The following is a 17,403-nucleotide window of genomic DNA, read 5'->3' as shown; positions in this document are numbered from 1 at the left end:
TCAGGATCTGCGAAACAGCCGATTGCGTATGACTGATATTCTTGCCTGCAGCCGGCGGATAGCACATCTTCGATGCATCCGCCGCTATTCCTGCGATCTCGCTGACAGGGTATGATCAAGCTGCGAAGTCTAGCTGAACCTTGACGGCTTGCGCGCGGTCGCCGGCAAGGTCGAACGCCCGGATAGCTTCGAATGCTGGAATGACATGGGTCACCATCGGCGACAGGTCTATGCTGCCCGACGAAATCAACGCTACGGCTTCAGAGAATTCGCGATCGAACCGATGCGTTCCATGAAAGGCGATCTCTTTGCCCACGAGAAGATTGAGGGGCAGGGGCGTTGTGCCGCTCACGCCGATCTGCACGAAGATGCCTAGCGGTCGGGTGACCGCCACGGCCTGCGCGATGGCATGCGGATTGGCCGAACATTCCAGCACGACGTCGATTGTTCCTTTGTTCGCGGCATAATCGGCCAGTCCGTCCGGCTGCACGGCCACGTTGACGACGCGGTGTGCACCCATCTGTTCGGCGACGCCGAGCGTATAATCTTGGACATCGGTTACGATGATTTCCGCCGCTCCGGACCTCCGCGCCAGCGCTACGCAGATCGCGCCGATAGGACCCGCGCCGGTGACAAGCACACGCTTGCCTGAAAGATCGCCGGCAAAGCTCAGGGCATGAAGGCAGACGGCCAGCGGTTCGGCGGCTGCCGCTTGCTCGGTGGTGGTGTTTTCGCCGGCCGGAAGACAAAGCCGGGCGGGATGGGCGAGCCGGGTGCGGAAGAAGCCATTTTCATGCGGCATGCGCATGGCGGAGCCGGAAAACCGCATTTCGAGACAGTGCCGCTCCAGTCCCTGTTGGCAAAACATGCAATGACCGCAGGGGCGAGATGGGCAAAGCGAGACGACTTGACCGACGAGCAGCCCCGATCCTTCAGGGGCAGTTTCCACGATGCCGGCCGCTTCGTGGCCGAGAATGATCGGCTCGCGCACGCGCACCGGGCCGAACCCTCCGGCATGGTAGTAATGCAGATCGGACCCGCAGATGCCGCCGCGCTCCACGCGAATGATGGCGTCTTCTTCGCCCGCCACCGGTTCGTCCAACGCTTCGACCCGCAGGTCATGCTTCGCATGAAGCCTGCATCCGATCAGTTCCGACATGTTGTTCTCCGAGATACGGCGCATGTTCTTGACGGCGGGATGAGCCAGGTCCGTGCCTGCGGCACCGACCTACCTCTTAATTGGAGCCGAGGAGTGTCGTGGGCAGCCACGTCGCCAATGGCGGATAATAAGAGACCATAAGAAGGACGATGATGTTGGACAGAAGGAACGGGAACACAGCCTTGATGACGCCGCCCAGCGGTACGCGGGCGATGTTGGCAGCGACGAACAGGCAGATACCGACCGGCGGCGTGGTCAGGCCGATCATCAGGTTCAGCACCGCAAAGGTCGCGAAGTGAACTGGATCGATCCCGACGCTCGTTGCAAGCCCGAGAAGCGGTACGAACAAGATGATGAGCGCGGCAATCGTTTCCATGAACATGCCGACGATCAGCAGCAGCGTATTTATGAGCAGGATAACCAGAATCGGGTTGTCCGTAATATTCAGTACGGCCGTCACCAGCATCTGTGGGATACGCTCGGAAGCGAGGATCGAACCGAACACATTGGCAAAGCCGACCAGCGCCAGAATTCCCGCCGAAGAGATAGCACTGTTGATGACGATCTTCGGAACCTTGCGCATCGGCAGTTCTCGATACACGAAGCCGCCGACGATGAAGGCGTAGGCACTGGCCACGATCGCGGTCTCGGTCGGCGTTGCGACACCAGTCAGAAGGCCACCTAGGATCAGGCCGGTCATTGCCAATGCCCAGAATGCGCCCAGGAATGCAGTGAACAATTCCCGGAAGCCTTGCCATTTCTGCCTCGGAAAATCGTTCTTGATCGCAAGAAGATAACAGCCAATTGCCATCGCAACGCCCATGAGCACACCGGGAACAGCGCCAGCGAGGAACAGCTGCCCGACTGAGATACCGGATAGCGCACCGACGATAATCATCGGTACGCTCGGCGGGATCATCGGGCCAACGGTCGACGAGGCCGCCGTAATTGCTGCCGAGAACTGCGCCGTGTAGCCGGATTTCTTCATACCGTTGATGAGAACACCGCCCGTCGCGGCTACGTCCGCGACAGCAGTGCCGGAAACTCCCCCAAACATCATCGAGGTCGCGACATTGGTCATGGCAAGGCCGCCCCGCATCCAACCAACAAGCGCGTTGGCCAGCCGGATGATGCGCTCGGTAATTCCTCCGGAGTTCATCAGATTGCCGGCAAGAATAAAGCCGGGAATGCATAGAAGAACAAACACATCCATGCCCGCGAACATGCGCTGCGGGATAATGACGACTGGAAGGCCGGCCACAAGGATATAGGCCAGCGAAGAAAGCCCCAGGCAGATTGCAACAGGAACCCCAAGGACCAACGTTCCAAGGAACACGCCGATAAGAATGAAAATATCCATCTAGCCGAGGTCCTCGGAAAGTTCAGGCCGACCGTCGCTCTTGCCGGTTATCATGGCAACGACGCGAAGTAGCCCGAACAGCAGCAACGTGAGGGCAAGAACGAAGACGGAGGCGTGGACGAAGCTCATCGGCCAGCGCAGGGTCGGCGACATCTGGAATGTGCCTATCTGCGTGAAACGCCATGCTGGATAGATCATCACTGCTCCCAGTAGCGCCGTTGCTATCGCCGAAACCAGTCGCATCCACCATGACACGCTTTCCGGCATCATCTCCTGCACGAGATCGACATTGACGAGATCGCCCGTCATCAAGGACAATCCGATGCCGAAGGCTGTCATGTAGAGAAGCAGGTAACGCGCCATCTCTTCGGTCCAGACGGGCGAATACAGACCGAGCGTACGTGTCGTGACCTGCATCAGAACGACAGCGATCAGAACAAGAAAGGCCAGCCCAATTGCAGTCCTGCATAGCGCGACCAAGACTCGCTCGGGCAAAGTCGATAAGTGCGGATCCATGATCGGATAGCCTCTCCTCAGATCAAGAACGATCTGTGTCCTTTGTGGCGATGAGAGTTGGATCACCCAACCGACCCTTGCCGGCTGGGTGACGTTTTGTCTTACTGAGCGAACAGTTTTTCGACAGTCGGACGAATGCTTTCGTCCACGCTCTTGATCACTGCATCACGCGAAGCATCGGCAAAGGCCTGCTGATCGACCTCAACGAACGTCATGCCCTTCTTTTCGAGATCGGCTCGAATTGCATCCTCATCGCTCAGAAACTGCTTGCGCTCGAATTCCTGGGCAATCTTGGCTGCTTCCATCAGGTGGCCCTGATCTTCCTCGGACAACTGGCTCCAGGTTTGCTCCGCAATCGTCAGGTAGATCCAGGATCGGACATGCTCGGTCAGGTTCACATGGGTCTGTACTTCGTTGAACGAAGCCGACTGGATCAATGCGAGCGGATTTTCCTGCCCGTCGAGCGTTCCGTTTTGCAGCGATGTAAAGACTTCAGAGAAGGCCATCGGCAAGGGCTGCGCTCCCATAGCCGACCAAGCATCCACGAACAGCGGCACATTCGGTACGCGCAGGCGCATTCCGTTGAGATCTGCCGGCGCCTTGATTGCGCGATTAGCAGTAAGGTTGCGAGGACCACGGGCGAAATAAGCAAGCGGCCGGACCTGCGCGCGCTCGATGATCTGCTCTTCGATCTGCTTGCCGATTTCGCCGGATGCCACTCGATCCATATCTTCAAGCGATTTGTATGCATAAGGAAGCGCGAGCATGGCGGCCATAGGCGCCCAGTTCTGCAGCGTCTCGCCAGTGATCGTCATCTCAACTGTGCCGAGCTGCATGCCGTTAATCAGATCGACCTCACGACCCAGTGAGTCATTTGGGTAGACTTCGACCTTGATACGGCCGTCAGTGCGCTTCGCGACTTCCTCGCCAAAAAGCAACGAGGCCTTATGCCAGGAGTTTGCTTCATTTGCGAGATGTCCAAGCTTCAGGGTCATTTCCTGTGCTTGTGCGCTGAGGGCCATAACGGCCGACAACGCCAACCCACCAAGCGTTCGCACCATCAACTTTGAGACTTTCATGCCCTATCCTCCTTAGGTAGATCCCAGTTTTATTGCGTTTAGTATTTATTCGCCCGGCCTCAGAATCTGAGGTCGTTTGATTTGAGTCTCGACAGCAACTTTTATTTCCGTCGTCAATTGCGCATACATCCTTCTGCACGAACCGGTCGAACTGCTGACAGTGCAACTCGAGTTTTCTAATTATAACTGACCAGAAAGTTTGTATGACACTCGAGTGCCGCATGTGATTTGTAATCACCTTTAGATTTTATGGCATGCCTGTCTTATTAGCTGGCAACAGGTACCGTAGATCTTGCCATTCGCCCATGGCTGAGCGCTTGCACCAGACAGCAGTTGCGAAAAATACTGCGCACACGTGCTCGCGCCTCGCGCCGAGATCGGAAAACTTATTGAAGCTCAGGATATCCAGCATCTGCTCCCATCAGATGGCGGCGTTACGGGTATTGTGAAGACAGCTTCCATACTAGTCAACGGCTGTTGGCCGCTTCAGGTTTGGTGAACCAATTTTAGACATGAACTTGGACCAAGGGGCCCGCCAAACCGGCATGATGTTCCATAAGATGCCTTATGTGATTTAATGGCGCTCTAACGCGCAAAGGCGCGCCTGTCGCCTGCGCTCACAAAGCACTGGCCGAGTCCGTGACAACAAGGTCGCTTCGTGGCTTTGACCGAACAAGTCGCGCCCTACCGCAAGTAAAATCGATTTGAGGCTGCTCGGACGCCTGTGCGGGCGGATGTAAGTAGGCTAGGCCGTGATCCACGAAGATCGGCCGTAAGCGCGGCTTGTGATGGCTTGATGATCCGGAGGGTTTTGCATGAAGAAATCTTTGACGCAGTTTCTCGTTGAACAGCAGCGGCTGGAGAATGCCCTGCCGGCTCAGCTCCGTTTGTTGATCGAGGTCGTGGCGCGCGCCTGCAAGGTGATCGGCCACACCGTGAACAAAGGGGCGATCACGGGTTCGCTTGGTTCTCTCGACCAGATCAATGTGCAGGGCGAAGTCCAGAAGCGCTTGGACGTCGTGTCCAACGACATTCTGCTGGATGCCAACGAATGGGGCGGCAACCTGGCAGCGCTTGCGTCCGAGGAAATGGAAGCGATCCACCCTATTCCGCATCGTTTTCCCAAGGGTGAGTATCTGCTTGTTTATGATCCGATCGACGGGTCGAGCAATATCGACGTGAATGGCGTGGTCGGCACCATCTTCTCGGTCCTGAAGGCGCCGGACAGTGTGGCGGGCCGTGAGGCGGTTGAAGCCGACTTCCTTCAGCCGGGTACACAGCAGGTCGCTGCCGGTTACGCGATCTACGGCCCGCAGACGCTTCTGGTGCTGTCCGTCGGCACCGGTGTTCATGCCTTTTCGCTCGATCGCGAGATGGGGTCTTGGGTGCAGACGGCCGACAACATGACGATCCCGCGCTCCACGCGCGAGTTCGCGATCAACATGGCCAATCAGCGCCACTGGGAAGCACCGGTACGCCGCTATATCGATGAGCTTGTGGCCGGCAAGGAAGGCGCACGCGCGCAGGATTTCAACATGCGCTGGATGGCCTCCATGGTGGGCGACGTTCATCGCGTTCTCACGCGCGGCGGCGTCTTCATGTATCCGACTGACACCCGGCCTAACATGCAGAACGGCAAGCTTCGCCTGATGTACGAAGCCAACCCAATGGCCTTCCTGGTGGAACAGGCCGGTGGCATGGCAACCGACGGTAAGCGCCGTATTCTCGAGATCCAGCCCGATAGCTTGCATCAGCGTGTCGGCGTGGTGCTCGGTTCTGCCGAGGAAGTCGCCCGCGTTGCCGACTACTACGCCGGTTCTGCAAACGGATAAGGTCTTCGTATGCCTGCGCTCGCATGGTCATTCTACGCGGGCGCGGGTTGAAGCGTGGACCGGCTTGGATCGAGCAGCAAAACTGACATCGATCTGCAGCCGCGCATCAATATCGGTGGTTTACATTCGTCACCAACGTCGACTGCCCTGTTCCTTCTAAGAGCAGCGGGCTTTGCTGATGTTTGTCTTGGCACTGCAAACATCCATGCCAACACGATCTTCAAAACCGGTCTGGACAATTCTGTATTTCCCTGCATGATTGGTCTGACCACTTGGGAGGGTGGTTCAAGCGCGAGGCGATCAGCTTCCGCTTTGCAAAGGGAGGAGATTGCAATGGCAAGAGATTTTCGGCGCGCGATTGTGCGGACCGTTTCGGCAGCAGGTATTGCCCTGGCTGCGCTCACGACGACATGTCTGCCTCAGCTGATGTCTCAGGCTCAGGCTGAAGGTTTTCCCGAGAAGCCTATCCGGGTGATCGTTCCTTTCAAGCCAGGTGGTCGCACTGATGTGGTGGCCCGGCTGATTGCGGACAAGATCCAGGAGAAAGGCTGGCTGGAACAGCCGATGGTGATCGTCAACGCTGATGGTGGTGCTGGTGCCAACGCCATTGCACAGCTTCAGCGCGGTGAGCCGGATGGCTACACGATCATGCACTGGTCGCATGAAATCCTGATGTCGATCGCAATGAACCTCGGCAACTTCAAGCTTGAGGATTTTCGATCGATTGGTCTGACCGGTGGCGGCAGCCCGCTTTGGGCGGTGCGCAAGGATGCGCCCTACAAGTCGTTGGAAGAGGTTGTCACGGCCCTCAAGGAAAAGCCGCGCAGTCTGGTTGAAGCGGTCGGCATCGGTTCGATCCCCCACTTCATCGGTGCGATGCTGGCGCAGGAAGCTGGTTTCGAAACCCGCTATGTCACGGCCAACAGCAATGCCGACCGTTTGCGCCTGCTGCTCGGAAACAATGCCGACATCGCGCTGTTCGCTGCATCGGAATATGTGACGCAGGGCAAGGATCTGAACGCCATCGTCTATTTCGGCCGCGAGCGCTCCCCTGCTCTGCCGGATGTGCCAACCGCGACCGAGCTCGGCTACAACGTCGTTTGGGCCAATCCGAACTGGTGGCTGGCGCCTGCCGGCACGCCGGATGAAGCCGTGCAGAAGATCGCGGGTGCTTTGGAGAAGGCGATCAACGATCCCGAGATCATCGAATACTTCAAGCAGAACACGCTCGATCCCTATTGGACCGATGGCGAGACTGCGATGACCGAAGCGCAAGAAACGCTTGGCTCGCTTCGCACCGTCGCCGAGCGCATCCAGTAACACTGCTTCGCGTCGATCCAGGGGGATAACCGGATGAACCAGCCGCGGAAAACCGCTGTGGGCGATCTGCTGCTCGCAGCGGGCGCCCTGATCGGCGCCGGTCTGCTGTTCTGGGGCGCGTCGGAGCTGCCACCGCCGCGCTTCGAGCCGTTGGGCTCTGCCGCCCTGCCGCGCATCCTGGGCGTCTGCATTACCGTTCTTGCACTGATCATCGCGGCCGGTGCCGCGCTCGGCGGGAAGCGCCACTCTATCCAGGAGCCCGATGCGGCGTCCGATGAAGTTGCTGCAGCCGATGCTTCGGATCTTTCCGCCGCAAGGCCGCTCCAGACGATTGCCGTTCTGGCTGCGCTGATCGTCTATGTCGCGGCGCTTGATGTCTTTCGCGTACCCTTCGTGCTCGCCACCACGATCCTCATGGCTGCGCTGGGTGCCTTCCTTGGTGTGGCCCGACTGCGCACGGCGATCACCATCGGCATCACCGGCGTCCTGCTTGCACTCGCCATTCAGTTCGTTTTCGAGCGCTATCTCTACGTGACGATCGGCTGATCATGCTTGACGCGCTGCTTGTTCTTTTCCAAGTCGACAACCTCCTGTTCCTTCTTTGCGGAACCGCGCTCGGTATCGTGGTGGGCGCCATTCCGGGCCTCACGGCCTCCATGCTGATTGCGCTGACCTTGCCGTTGACCTTCCACATGGACCCGGTCAACGCCGTCACCCTTCTGATCGGGGAATATGTGGGCGGCATCTCGGGCGGGTTGATCACCGCCATTCTTCTGCGCATGCCTGGTACGCCTTCTTCCATCGTTACGACCTTCGACGGTTATCCCATGGCGCAGCAGGGCAAGGCTGAACGCGCTCTTGCGCTCGGCATCATGGCGTCGGTCGTCGGTGGGCTGGTGTCTTGGGCTTTTCTCGCCGGCATGTCGCCGACTTTGGCGCATGTCGCGCTGCAGTTCGGCCCTTGGGAATATTTCGCGCTCGTTCTGATGGCGTTGTTCATGCTGGCGGCGCTGGCAAGCGGTTCGCTCGTCAAGGCGCTTCTGGGTGCAGCCCTTGGAATGGCCTTCGCGCTGCCTGGCATCGACAGTTCCGTTGGACGTGACCGCCTCACCTTTGGCTTCGACAGCCTTTTGTCCGGCTTCGGGCTGTTGCCGGTGCTGATCGGCGCATTCGCGATCAGCCAGATCCTCCGCGAAGCGGCCGCACCTGCAAAGGCGACAGGACCATTCCGTTTGCCGGATCGCCACCTGCCGGTTCACGTCTCGGATATTCGCCGCCATGGACCGAACATGATGCGCTCATCGGTGATCGGAACATGGATCGGCCTGTTGCCCGGCATCGGCGGTAATGTGGCGGCGCTGATCTCCTACAGCATCGCTCGTCAATTCTCGCGGAATCCGGAACGCTTCGGCAAGGGCGAGGAAGCGGGCGTTGTGGCTGGTGAGACCGCCAACAATGCCGCGATTGGCGGCGCCTTGATCCCGCTGATCACGATGGGCATCCCGGGCAGCGTGACGGAAGCGATCCTGATTGGCGCGCTCACGATCCACAATCTTCAACCGGGTCCGCTGCTGTTTCAAAACTCGCCGGAAATCGCCTATGGCATTATTGCCGCTTATCTCGTGGCCAACATTCTCATGCTCATCCTCATGTGGAGCACCGTGCGCTATATCGCGGCAATCGCGCAGATCCCGCGCGCGGGTTTGCTTGGTGTCATTCTCGTGTTCTGCGTGGTCGGCTCGTTTGCGGTCAACAACAGCTTCTTCGATGTCTGGGTAATGATCGCCTTTGGTGTGATCGGGCTGTGCCTGGAACTCGCCAAGGTGCCGCTTGGACCGTTCGTCATTGGCTTCGTGCTGGCCCCGATCGCGGAGGAGCAATTGCGGGCGTCCATGATGATGTCCGATGGCGACGTGACGGCGGTTCTCCAGCGGCCGTTTGCGCTTGTGTTCCTTGTCATCGCCTTCGCGGCGCTTCTTTGGCCTGCTGTATCGGCCCATCTTGCCAAGCGCGTGAGAAGGACCGCTGAATGAAGATGTTCGAGTTTCCATCGGCCGGCGATCGTCGTTACCAGCAGGTCGCGCAGGATCTGATCCGCTGCATTCTCGCTGGCGAGTTTGCGCCCGGCAGCCGGCTTCCGCCGGAACGGGAGCTCGCCGTGCGTTATGAAGTCAGTCGCGCGACCTTACGCGAGGCGATGCTGGCGCTGGAACTGATGCGCCATGTCGAAATCCGCGTTGGTTCGGGAATTTTCGTTCTTCCGCAGATCGGCCGCAATGTCAGCATGTCCGCGCTCGACGTGCCGGAGCTGGAAGGTCCTTGGGAGGTGCTGCATGCGCGGCGTGTGATCGAAGGTGAAGCGGCGGCTCTTGCGGCGGAACGCGGAACCGACGCGCAGATTGCAGCGATCGGGCGTGCTCTGGAGATCATGGCTGCTTCCATCAACGATGTGCCGCGCTTCGATCATGCCGACACCGAGTTTCACATGCTGATCGCCAAGGCGTCCGGTAACGGCATCTTCGAGACCTATGTCGGCCATCTCTGGCGCATGCGCGAAAGCCCGATGTGGGACCGCTGGTATTCGCGCACGCGTTCGGCCGCCAATCGGCGCAAGTCCGCAGCGGAACACGGCCTCATTCAACGCGCGATACACCGTCGTTTGCCTGCTGCGGCGAGGACGGCAATGGAAGCGCACCTCGACACTTTGGCAGAACGCTTCTTCGACCTCAGGATCGAAGAATGAGCGCTTCCGTGACAGCAAAAGACGAACAAACAAAGGTGCCTTCCGTGGCTGATCGGCCCAACATCATCCTGATCATCACCGACCAGCAGCGCTATGACACCATCGCGGCGCTCGGCTTTCCTTACGCGGTGACGCCGAACCTCGACCGTCTCGTGCAGGAAGGCGTTGTTTTCTCGCAATGTCACATCACGGCGCCGAGCTGCGTGCCGTCGCGCGCCAGCCTGTTCACCGGCTATTATCCGCACACGACCGGCGTGCTCGCAAACGGCCAGAAGTGGCAACACACCTGGGTCGAGCAGCTCCGGGATTCCGGCTATCGATGCGTCAACATCGGCAAGATGCATACGATCCCCTACGATTCCGATGCCGGCTTCAACGAGCGCTACGTCGTTGAAAACAAGGATCGCTATCTCGAAGGCCGATGGTATTTCGACGAGTGGGACAAGGCGCTGGCCGCTCATGGTCTCGTCAAGCAGCAGCGCGAAACCTATCGCCAGCGCAGCGACTACCGCGAAAGTCTCGGCTGCTTTGACTGGGAACTGCCGGAAGAGCTCCATTCGGATGCCTTTGTCGGCAACATGGCGAAATGGTGGGTCGAGACCTACCCGACCACAGAACCCCTGTTCCTGCAGGTCGGTATGCCCGGCCCCCATCCACCCTTCGATCCCCCTGCCCGCTATTCCGAGCCTTATCTCAAGCGCAACGATCTGCCGGTCACCAAGCCGTCCGCGGAAGAACTCGAAACGCTGCATCCTGCGTTGAAGGAAAAGCGCGTCCATGATGTCGAGGTGGATCATGACTCCGTTGTTTGGAGCCTCGATCCCACACCCGAACAGATGCACCGCCTGTGGGCCCATTATCTCGGCAATGTCACGCTGATCGACGAGAAGATCGGCCAGCTGCTCACCTCGCTCGAGGAACGCGGCTATCTCAAAGATGCGGTGATCATCTTCACCTCCGACCACGGCGAATGTCTCGGCGAGCATGGGCTGATCCAGAAGTGGTCGATGTATGATGTGGTCACGCGCGTGCCCACTATCGTCTGGTCATCCGCCGGCCGTTTTGAAGGCGGGCGCACTGTGGACGGGCAGTGCCAGTGGTTCGACCTCGGGCCGACCATTCTCGAACTCGCCGGCATCACGCCGCCGCCCGATTTCGAAGCGCAGAGCCTGATGCCAGCCCTCCAAGACAAGCCTTGGGAACCGCGTTCTTACGTCTTCTGCGAACAGGCTGGCGATGTTGCGCTTGGGGGCGTCGAGTTCATCACCGGCGTGCGCAGCGATCGCTGGAAGCTTGTGCACTTCAAGGGATCGAAGGAGGGCCAGCTGTTTGATCTTGAAGCCGACCCGAAGGAGGTTCACAACCTTTGGAACGATCCGGCACACGCCAAGATCCGGCGTGAGCTGCTCGATGTCATGCGCGAATGGCTGATCGATTCCAACTATCGCACGCGTAACCGCACGGCGGAGATGCGCTGATGACTTTATCTTCTACAGCGGCGACAGCCGCCCAAGCAGCACAGGACGAGATGATCTGGATCGAAGGCGGCACCTTCTACATGGGATCCGACCGCCACTATCCGGAAGAAGGTCCCGTGCGCCGCGTTCAGGTCGATGGTTTCTGGATCGATCCGACGCCGGTCACCAACCGGGACTTCGCGCGCTTTGTTTCTGATACCGGCTACAAGACGGTGGCTGAGCACGATCCCGATCCCGCGCTTTATCCAGGTGCCGATCCATCGATGCTGAAGGCCGGCTCGATCGTATTCGATCCGCCGACATCGCCCGCCGATCCACGTGCGCGGGAACGCTGGTGGCGCTTCTGCTACGGTGCCTGCTGGCACCTGCCCGATGGCGAAACGCCGTTGACGGAGGCGATGATGGACCACCCGGTCGTTCATATCGCCTATTCCGATGCCGCCGCTTATGCCGAATGGGCAGACAAGGCGCTGCCGACGGAAGCGGAATGGGAGTTTGCGGCACGCGGCGGTCGCGATGGAGCGGATTTCCCCTGGGGCGACGAGTTGATGCCCGGTGGCCAGCGCATGGCTAACACCTGGAACGGCGCTTTTCCGTTTCGTGATCCGGATGGAGATGGCGACTTCGGGACGAGCAGGGTGGGGTCCTATCCCGCCAATGGCTTTGGTCTCTTCGACGTGATCGGCAATGTCTGGGAATGGACGGAGGACTTCTGGAGCGACCGGCATCAACCGAGCGAAGGGTCCTGTTGCGTAGCGCTGAACCCGAGGCGGAGCGATCCGGACAGCAGCTTCGATCGCAACCAGCCGGCCATCCGCATTCCGCGCAAGGTTCTCAAGGGAGGGTCGCATATGTGTGCGCCCAATTATTGCCAACGCTACCGACCGGCCGCACGGCATGCGGAAATGGTCGATAGTGCAACCACGCATATCGGCTTTCGCTGCGTGCGGCGCGAGCCTTCCTCCGGGAAATCAGCACCGACAGGTGCCGCATGAGCGAAGCAGCAACGGAGCCGCTCCCGCAAGCTGGCGCTGTTAAAAGCAGCTGGCGCTTCAACAGCATGATCGGCTTGAACATCGTCGCGCTGGTTTTCGGCCTCGGCTTCTGGCAGCTGGTCACCTCGCTCGGTGTGGTAGGCCTGCCGACGCCGGTCCAGGTCTTCAATCAGGCCATTGCTTCGATCTCCAGCGGCCTGCTGGTTTCCGATGCGCTGGCAAGTCTGGCTCGTGTGTTGACCGGCTTCATCCTCGGCATAGCGGTGGCCGTCCCGGTCGGCTTCCTAATGGGCTGGTATCCCACCGCACGCGGACTGATCGAACCTTATATCCAGTTCTTCCGCACCATTCCGCCACTCGCCATCATCCCGTTGGCGATTGTCACCATGGGCATCGGCGAGGTTCCCAAGATCTTCGTCATCTTCCTGGCCGCCTTCCTCACCAGCGTCGTTGCGACCTTTCAGGGCGTCATCAGCGTCGACCGCACGTTGATCAACGCCGCGCGGGTTCTTGGCGCAAGGGATGCCACCATCTTCCGCCGCGTCGTAATCCCAGCGTCGACCCCCTTCATCATGGTTGGCGTGCGCATCGGGCTGGGTTCGTCTTGGGCGACCGTGGTGGCCGCCGAACTCATCGCGGCACAGTCCGGTCTTGGCTTTCGCATGCAGCAGGGCCAGCTTTACTACGACCTGCCGGTTATCTTCGTCAGCCTGATCACGATCGGCATTCTGGGTTTGATCATGGACCGCATCGTCATCGCCGCCGACAGACGTCTCACTGCTTGGCAGGAAAAGGCATGAACCCGAAGATCTCGTTCAAGGACGTTTCGCGCACCTTCGACGTGGCCGGTCGGCCGATCTTCAAGGCGCTTGACCGCTTCTCTCTCGATATCGAGGACGGCGAGTTCATCACGGTTGTCGGCCCTTCCGGTTGCGGCAAGTCGACAGCCATGAACATCGCGGCCGGGCTTCTCCAACCCTCATCGGGCCAGGTCGTGGTCGATGGCGTGGAGGTGAAGGGCCCAGGTCCGGAGCGCGGCGTGATCTTCCAGCAATATGCGCTGTTTCCCTGGCTGACCGTTCGCGAGAACGTGGAATTTGGCCTGCGCCTTCAGAACATACCGAAGCAGAAGCGTCGCGAGATCGCCGATCACTTCATCGACCTTGTGGGGCTGAAGGACTTCGCTCATGCGCTGCCGAAGATGCTGTCCGGCGGCATGAAGCAGCGTTGCGCGATCGCGCGCGCCTATGCCGTCAACCCCAAGATCCTGCTGATGGACGAGCCCTTTGGCGCACTCGACGCCCTGACGCGCGTGCAGCTTCAGGATCAGCTGCTGCAGACCTGGAGCAAGGAACGGCGCACGGTAATGTTCATCACCCACGACGTCGACGAGGCGGTGTATCTCGCCAATCGTGTGGTCGTCATGGCGGCGCGACCCGGCCGCCTAGACCGGATCATCGACGTTGGCCTGCCGTATCCACGAACGGAGGAGATCCGTTTGTCGCCCGAATTCGCAACGCTGCGAAACGAGGTGTGGCGTGCCGTTTATCATCCGGCCGCCGCTGCTTGAGTGTGAAGTTCAACTGGGAGGAAGACAACATGCCATCGAGACGATCATTCCTGAAAACGAGCGCGGCGGTTGCTGCGTTCGGCTTAGCGATGCCGGCCACCATCGGTCGCGCACAATCGGCAACAAACATCAGCGTCGGCTATATCGCCGATTTCCCCAATGCGAGCGTGCTCGCCATCGCCGATAACCAGAAGCTGTGGGAAGCCGAAGGCCTCACCGCTGATGCCAAGGTGTTTACAAACGGCCCGATACAGATCCAGGCGATGGGCGCGGGAAGCCTCGACTTTGGTACGATCGGACCGGGCGCGCTGTGGCTGCCGGCGAGTGGTCGCGCCAAGGTCATTTCGGTCAACGATATCGGCTTCTCAGACCGCGTCATTGCGCAGCCGGACATTGCCTCCATCGATCAGCTCAAGGGCAAGAAAGTGGGTGTGCCGCAGGGCACGTCGGGCGACATGATCCTGCGCCTGGCGCTGGAAAAAGCAGGCATGACGGTCAACGACATCGACATGGTGCCGATGGATCCGAGCACGGTTGTCGCCGCTTTCGCGTCACGCCAGATCGAGGCTGCGGGCATCTGGTACCCGCTGATCACGGTGATCAAGAAGCAGGTGCCGGAGATGAAGGAACTAGCGGCCAATGCGGACTTCTATCCGGATACGTCCTTCATCAACACGCTCGTTGCCCGTAACGAGGTGGTAGATCAGGACCCGGAGAAGGTGAAGAAGTTCTTGTCGGTCATGAAGAAGGCGATCGATTGGCGCGCCGCCAATCTCGATGAATCCATCGAACTGACCACTGCTTATCTCAATGCGCCAAAGGAAGCCGTCGAGAACGTCGCCCGCAGCCGCAAGCTGCTGACGAGCCAGGAACTCGAAACTTTCACTAAGGATGGCACGGTGGAAAGCTGGCTCGATCAGTTCAACAAGATGTTCGTGGAATTCGGCCAGCTGAAGGAAGCCATGCCGCCGAAGGAGTTCTACACGGCCGACCTGTTCCTGTCCGCCTGACCCCCTGCGAATGCGCCGAGTTTCTTGCCTCGGCGCGTTCGACCTTCCCGTTCGCCGGTCAAAAACAAATATGGAGAGGTCAATGCCGGAACGGGCAAAAAGACCCAACATCGTCTTCGTCATCACCGATCAGCAGCGTTTCGACACGATCGGCGCGGCTGGTTACGACTACATGCATACGCCCAACCTCAACCGCATGGCGCGTGAGGGTGTGTGTTTTACCCATATGTACTGCACCTCGCCCTCCTGCGCGCCTTCGCGCGCCAGCCTGTTTACCGGGCTTTATCCGCACACCACCAAGGTCTATCGCAACGACGAGCTTTGGACCCACACCTGGGTGCAGCAGCTATCCGCCAGCGGCTATCGCTGCGTGAATGTCGGAAAGATGCATACCTCGCCCTTCGAGGACGCGTTCGGTTTTCACGAGCGCCATGTCGTCGAGAACAAGGATCGCGCCACCGCACGCCTGCCGTTCTTCCTTGATCATTGGGACAAGGCGTTCTTTGCGCGCGGATTGGAAAAGCCGAGCCGCGTCACTTATCGCCGTCGCGATGACTATAAGGAAAGCTTGGGCGCTTTCACTTGGGAGTTGCCGCCGGAGCTTCATTCCGACAACTTCGTGCCTGATCTCGCGAAGCACTGGCTCGAGCAATATTCGGGGACCGAACCGTTCTTTCTCCAGATCGGCATACCCGGCCCCCATCCGCCCTATGATCCAACGCCGGAGTATGTCGAACTCTATAGGGATCGCGACCTGCCGCTGCCCGTTCTCGATCGAGCGGAACTCGACAGCCAGCCTTCGGCGCTCCGGAAGCTGCGTGAGCAGCATCTTTCGGTCGACCACGACGCTGTCGTTCACCTAGAAAATCCGACGGCCGAACAACTGCGCCGTCAACGCGAGCACTACTTCGCCAACGTCTCGATGATCGACGAACAGATGGGACATCTGATCGATGCGCTGGAAGCGCGCGGCGTGCTTGAAGACACGATCGTGATCTTCACCTCCGATCACGGCGATTGCCTCGGCGATCACGGTCATTCCCAGAAGTGGACGATGTATGAGGAAAGCGTGCGCGTTCCCGCCATCGTCTGGTCGCCCGGCCGGGTGCGTGCGGCGGGAGCGATCGACGACCTCGTGTCGCTTTTCGATCTCGGGCCGACCATCCTCGAATTCGCCGGCCTGGACGTTCCGCGCTGGATGGAAGCGCGGTCGCTCAAGCCGGTCGTGGAAGAAGGCGCAGAACCGCAAGCCAGCCGCGAGCATGTGTTTTCCGAACATGCCGGAGACCGCATCCTCAGTGGCACGCAGTTCATGACCATGATCCGCGATCGCCGCTGGAAGCTGGTTCATTTCGTGGAAGGTGACGAGGGGCAGCTGTTTGACCTCCAGGCTGACCCGCATGAGATGCGCAATCTCTGGAACGACCCGGCTCATGCCGACACCCGCCGCACGCTGCTGGACGAAATCTTCCGCTGGCGCGTGCTCAGCGATGTTCATACGCAAGGTTGGCAAGAGGGCATAACGATCGGCAGCGGCCCGCATAAGACACCGCCGAACACGGCGCGCCAGCATGGCGTCTGATCCGCTTTCTGCCCGCTATCCCGATCTCGAAGGCAAGGCCGTCGTGATCACCGGCGGGGCCACCGGCATCGGCGCTTCTCTCGTGCGGGCTTTTGCCGATCAGCGCGCCGTCGTCGATTTCCTGGACATCGATGAGACGAGCGGCGAAGCTTTGGCTCAGGCCGTTCCCCGCGCGCGCTTTCACGCCCTCGATCTCACCGATACGCAGCCATTGCGAGAAACATTTGCGACCATCGCCAGAGATCGCAGCCGCATCGACATCCTCATCAACAATGCGTCGCGCGATGATCGCCATGCGATGAGCGAGGTCGAACCGGGCGACTGGCGCAAGCACCTCGCCGTCAATCTCGATCACCAGTTCTTCGCATCACAGGTGGCAGCGAACATCATGTGCGCGCAAGGCTCCGGCTCGATCGTGATGACGAGCTCGACCTCGTTCATGAAAGGCAGGCCGGGCATGGTCGGGTACACGACAGCGAAAGCCGCCGTGGTTGGATTGACCCGGACACTCGCACGTGAACTTGGCCCTTCCGGCGTCCGCGTGAACTGCCTGATACCAGGCGCAATTCGCACCGAACGGCAGAACGCATTCTGGCGCTCGCCGGAAGCTGACGCCGAAATCCTTGCCGCTCAAGCCCTCAAGATCGACCTGTCCCCCGCCCACGTCGCAGCCATGGCCCTGTTCCTCGCCTCCGACGCATCTAGCGGCTGTACAGGGGCAAACTTCCTGGTGGATGCCGGTCTGACGTGACGTTGATC

16 protein-coding genes are annotated in these 17,403 nt (G+C 59.7%); 12 read left to right on the top strand and 4 right to left on the bottom strand.

Annotated elements, in window-relative coordinates; all coding sequences use genetic code 11:
- Positions 1–115: 115 nt before the first annotated feature.
- The 4 genes from JYU29_RS15410 to JYU29_RS15395 form a co-directional block, all read right to left on the bottom strand.
- Entirely contained in the window at positions 116–1,159 is a 1,044-nt protein-coding gene (locus JYU29_RS15410) for an L-idonate 5-dehydrogenase (RefSeq protein WP_213985737.1), read from the bottom strand.
- Between the two features lie 76 nt (positions 1,160–1,235).
- Positions 1,236–2,519: a TRAP transporter large permease gene (locus JYU29_RS15405; protein ID WP_213985736.1), complete on the bottom strand. Its 1,284-nt coding sequence runs from the start codon at positions 2,517–2,519 to the stop codon at positions 1,236–1,238.
- Positions 2,520–3,035: a TRAP transporter small permease gene (locus tag JYU29_RS15400; protein WP_213985735.1), complete on the bottom strand. Its 516-nt coding sequence runs from the start codon at positions 3,033–3,035 to the stop codon at positions 2,520–2,522. It lies immediately after the preceding gene.
- 101 nt (positions 3,036–3,136) lie between these two features.
- Positions 3,137–4,075, bottom strand: a complete 939-nt coding sequence (locus JYU29_RS15395) for a TRAP transporter substrate-binding protein (protein ID WP_250157507.1) — start codon at positions 4,073–4,075, stop codon at positions 3,137–3,139.
- An 854-nt stretch (positions 4,076–4,929) separates the two neighbouring features.
- Here JYU29_RS15395 and JYU29_RS15390 point away from each other — a divergent pair.
- The 12 genes from JYU29_RS15390 (at position 4,930) to JYU29_RS15335 (ending at position 17,395) form a co-directional block, all read left to right on the top strand.
- Entirely contained in the window at positions 4,930–5,946 is a 1,017-nt protein-coding gene (locus JYU29_RS15390) for a class 1 fructose-bisphosphatase (protein WP_213985733.1), read from the top strand.
- Between the two features lie 333 nt (positions 5,947–6,279).
- Positions 6,280–7,266 (top strand): Bug family tripartite tricarboxylate transporter substrate binding protein, encoded by a 987-nt coding sequence (locus tag JYU29_RS15385; protein WP_213985732.1) that lies wholly within the window; start codon positions 6,280–6,282, stop codon positions 7,264–7,266.
- Positions 7,267–7,299: 33 nt separating this feature from the next.
- Positions 7,300–7,812, top strand: coding sequence for a tripartite tricarboxylate transporter TctB family protein (locus JYU29_RS15380; RefSeq protein WP_213985731.1), 513 nt, complete (start codon positions 7,300–7,302; stop codon positions 7,810–7,812).
- Positions 7,813–7,814: 2 nt separating this feature from the next.
- Complete coding sequence (locus JYU29_RS15375; protein WP_213985730.1) at positions 7,815–9,299, top strand: tripartite tricarboxylate transporter permease; 1,485 nt, start codon at positions 7,815–7,817, stop codon at positions 9,297–9,299.
- Complete coding sequence (locus JYU29_RS15370) at positions 9,296–10,009, top strand: FadR/GntR family transcriptional regulator (RefSeq protein WP_213985729.1); 714 nt, start codon at positions 9,296–9,298, stop codon at positions 10,007–10,009. The genes JYU29_RS15375 and JYU29_RS15370 overlap by 4 nt, the downstream gene beginning before the upstream one ends.
- On the top strand, positions 10,006–11,487 hold the full coding sequence (locus tag JYU29_RS15365; RefSeq protein WP_250157506.1) for a sulfatase family protein: 1,482 nt from the start codon (positions 10,006–10,008) through the stop codon (positions 11,485–11,487). Before JYU29_RS15370 ends, JYU29_RS15365 begins: the two co-directional genes overlap by 4 nt.
- On the top strand, positions 11,487–12,482 hold the full coding sequence (locus tag JYU29_RS15360; RefSeq protein ID WP_213985728.1) for a formylglycine-generating enzyme family protein: 996 nt from the start codon (positions 11,487–11,489) through the stop codon (positions 12,480–12,482). The genes JYU29_RS15365 and JYU29_RS15360 overlap by 1 nt, the downstream gene beginning before the upstream one ends.
- Positions 12,483–12,547: 65 nt before the next feature.
- Entirely contained in the window at positions 12,548–13,282 is a 735-nt protein-coding gene (locus JYU29_RS15355; protein WP_213985860.1) for an ABC transporter permease, read from the top strand.
- Positions 13,279–14,052 carry an ABC transporter ATP-binding protein gene (locus JYU29_RS15350; protein WP_213985727.1) on the top strand — a complete coding sequence of 258 codons (774 nt, stop codon included), beginning with the start codon at positions 13,279–13,281 and terminating at the stop codon, positions 14,050–14,052. The genes JYU29_RS15355 and JYU29_RS15350 overlap by 4 nt, the downstream gene beginning before the upstream one ends.
- Positions 14,053–14,081: 29 nt before the next feature.
- A complete protein-coding gene (locus JYU29_RS15345; RefSeq protein WP_213985726.1) occupies positions 14,082–15,062 on the top strand; it encodes a substrate-binding domain-containing protein in 981 nt (326 codons plus the stop codon).
- An 82-nt stretch (positions 15,063–15,144) separates the two neighbouring features.
- Positions 15,145–16,644 (top strand): sulfatase family protein, encoded by a 1,500-nt coding sequence (locus JYU29_RS15340; RefSeq protein ID WP_213985725.1) that lies wholly within the window; start codon positions 15,145–15,147, stop codon positions 16,642–16,644.
- Positions 16,634–17,395, top strand: a complete 762-nt coding sequence (locus JYU29_RS15335) for an SDR family NAD(P)-dependent oxidoreductase (protein WP_213985724.1) — start codon at positions 16,634–16,636, stop codon at positions 17,393–17,395. Before JYU29_RS15340 ends, JYU29_RS15335 begins: the two co-directional genes overlap by 11 nt.
- Positions 17,396–17,403: the final 8 nt, after the last annotated feature.

The organism is Tianweitania aestuarii, from assembly GCF_018457165.1.
In the GTDB taxonomy this organism is placed as follows: Bacteria; Pseudomonadota; Alphaproteobacteria; order Rhizobiales; family Rhizobiaceae; genus Tianweitania; species Tianweitania aestuarii.
This window is presented reverse-complemented; position numbering and strand designations above follow the sequence as displayed.

Excerpts from the sequence above, each read along its gene's own strand:
- JYU29_RS15345 (WP_213985726.1), top strand. The coding sequence starts at position 14,082 with ATGCCATCGAGACGATCATTCCTGAAAACGAGCGCGGCGGTTGCTGCG.
- JYU29_RS15365 (WP_250157506.1), top strand. The coding sequence starts at position 10,006 with ATGAGCGCTTCCGTGACAGCAAAAGACGAACAAACAAAGGTGCCTTCC.
- JYU29_RS15340 (WP_213985725.1), top strand. The coding sequence starts at position 15,145 with ATGCCGGAACGGGCAAAAAGACCCAACATCGTCTTCGTCATCACCGAT.
- JYU29_RS15350 (WP_213985727.1), top strand. The coding sequence starts at position 13,279 with ATGAACCCGAAGATCTCGTTCAAGGACGTTTCGCGCACCTTCGACGTG.
- JYU29_RS15335 (WP_213985724.1), top strand. The coding sequence starts at position 16,634 with ATGGCGTCTGATCCGCTTTCTGCCCGCTATCCCGATCTCGAAGGCAAG.
- JYU29_RS15370 (WP_213985729.1), top strand. The coding sequence starts at position 9,296 with ATGAAGATGTTCGAGTTTCCATCGGCCGGCGATCGTCGTTACCAGCAG.
- JYU29_RS15380 (WP_213985731.1), top strand. The coding sequence starts at position 7,300 with ATGAACCAGCCGCGGAAAACCGCTGTGGGCGATCTGCTGCTCGCAGCG.
- JYU29_RS15360 (WP_213985728.1), top strand. The coding sequence starts at position 11,487 with ATGACTTTATCTTCTACAGCGGCGACAGCCGCCCAAGCAGCACAGGAC.
- JYU29_RS15390 (WP_213985733.1), top strand. The coding sequence starts at position 4,930 with ATGAAGAAATCTTTGACGCAGTTTCTCGTTGAACAGCAGCGGCTGGAG.
- JYU29_RS15410 (WP_213985737.1), bottom strand. The coding sequence starts at position 1,159 with ATGTCGGAACTGATCGGATGCAGGCTTCATGCGAAGCATGACCTGCGG.
- JYU29_RS15355 (WP_213985860.1), top strand. The coding sequence starts at position 12,548 with ATGATCGGCTTGAACATCGTCGCGCTGGTTTTCGGCCTCGGCTTCTGG.
- JYU29_RS15385 (WP_213985732.1), top strand. The coding sequence starts at position 6,280 with ATGGCAAGAGATTTTCGGCGCGCGATTGTGCGGACCGTTTCGGCAGCA.
- JYU29_RS15375 (WP_213985730.1), top strand. The coding sequence starts at position 7,815 with ATGCTTGACGCGCTGCTTGTTCTTTTCCAAGTCGACAACCTCCTGTTC.
- JYU29_RS15400 (WP_213985735.1), bottom strand. The coding sequence starts at position 3,035 with ATGGATCCGCACTTATCGACTTTGCCCGAGCGAGTCTTGGTCGCGCTA.
- JYU29_RS15405 (WP_213985736.1), bottom strand. The coding sequence starts at position 2,519 with ATGGATATTTTCATTCTTATCGGCGTGTTCCTTGGAACGTTGGTCCTT.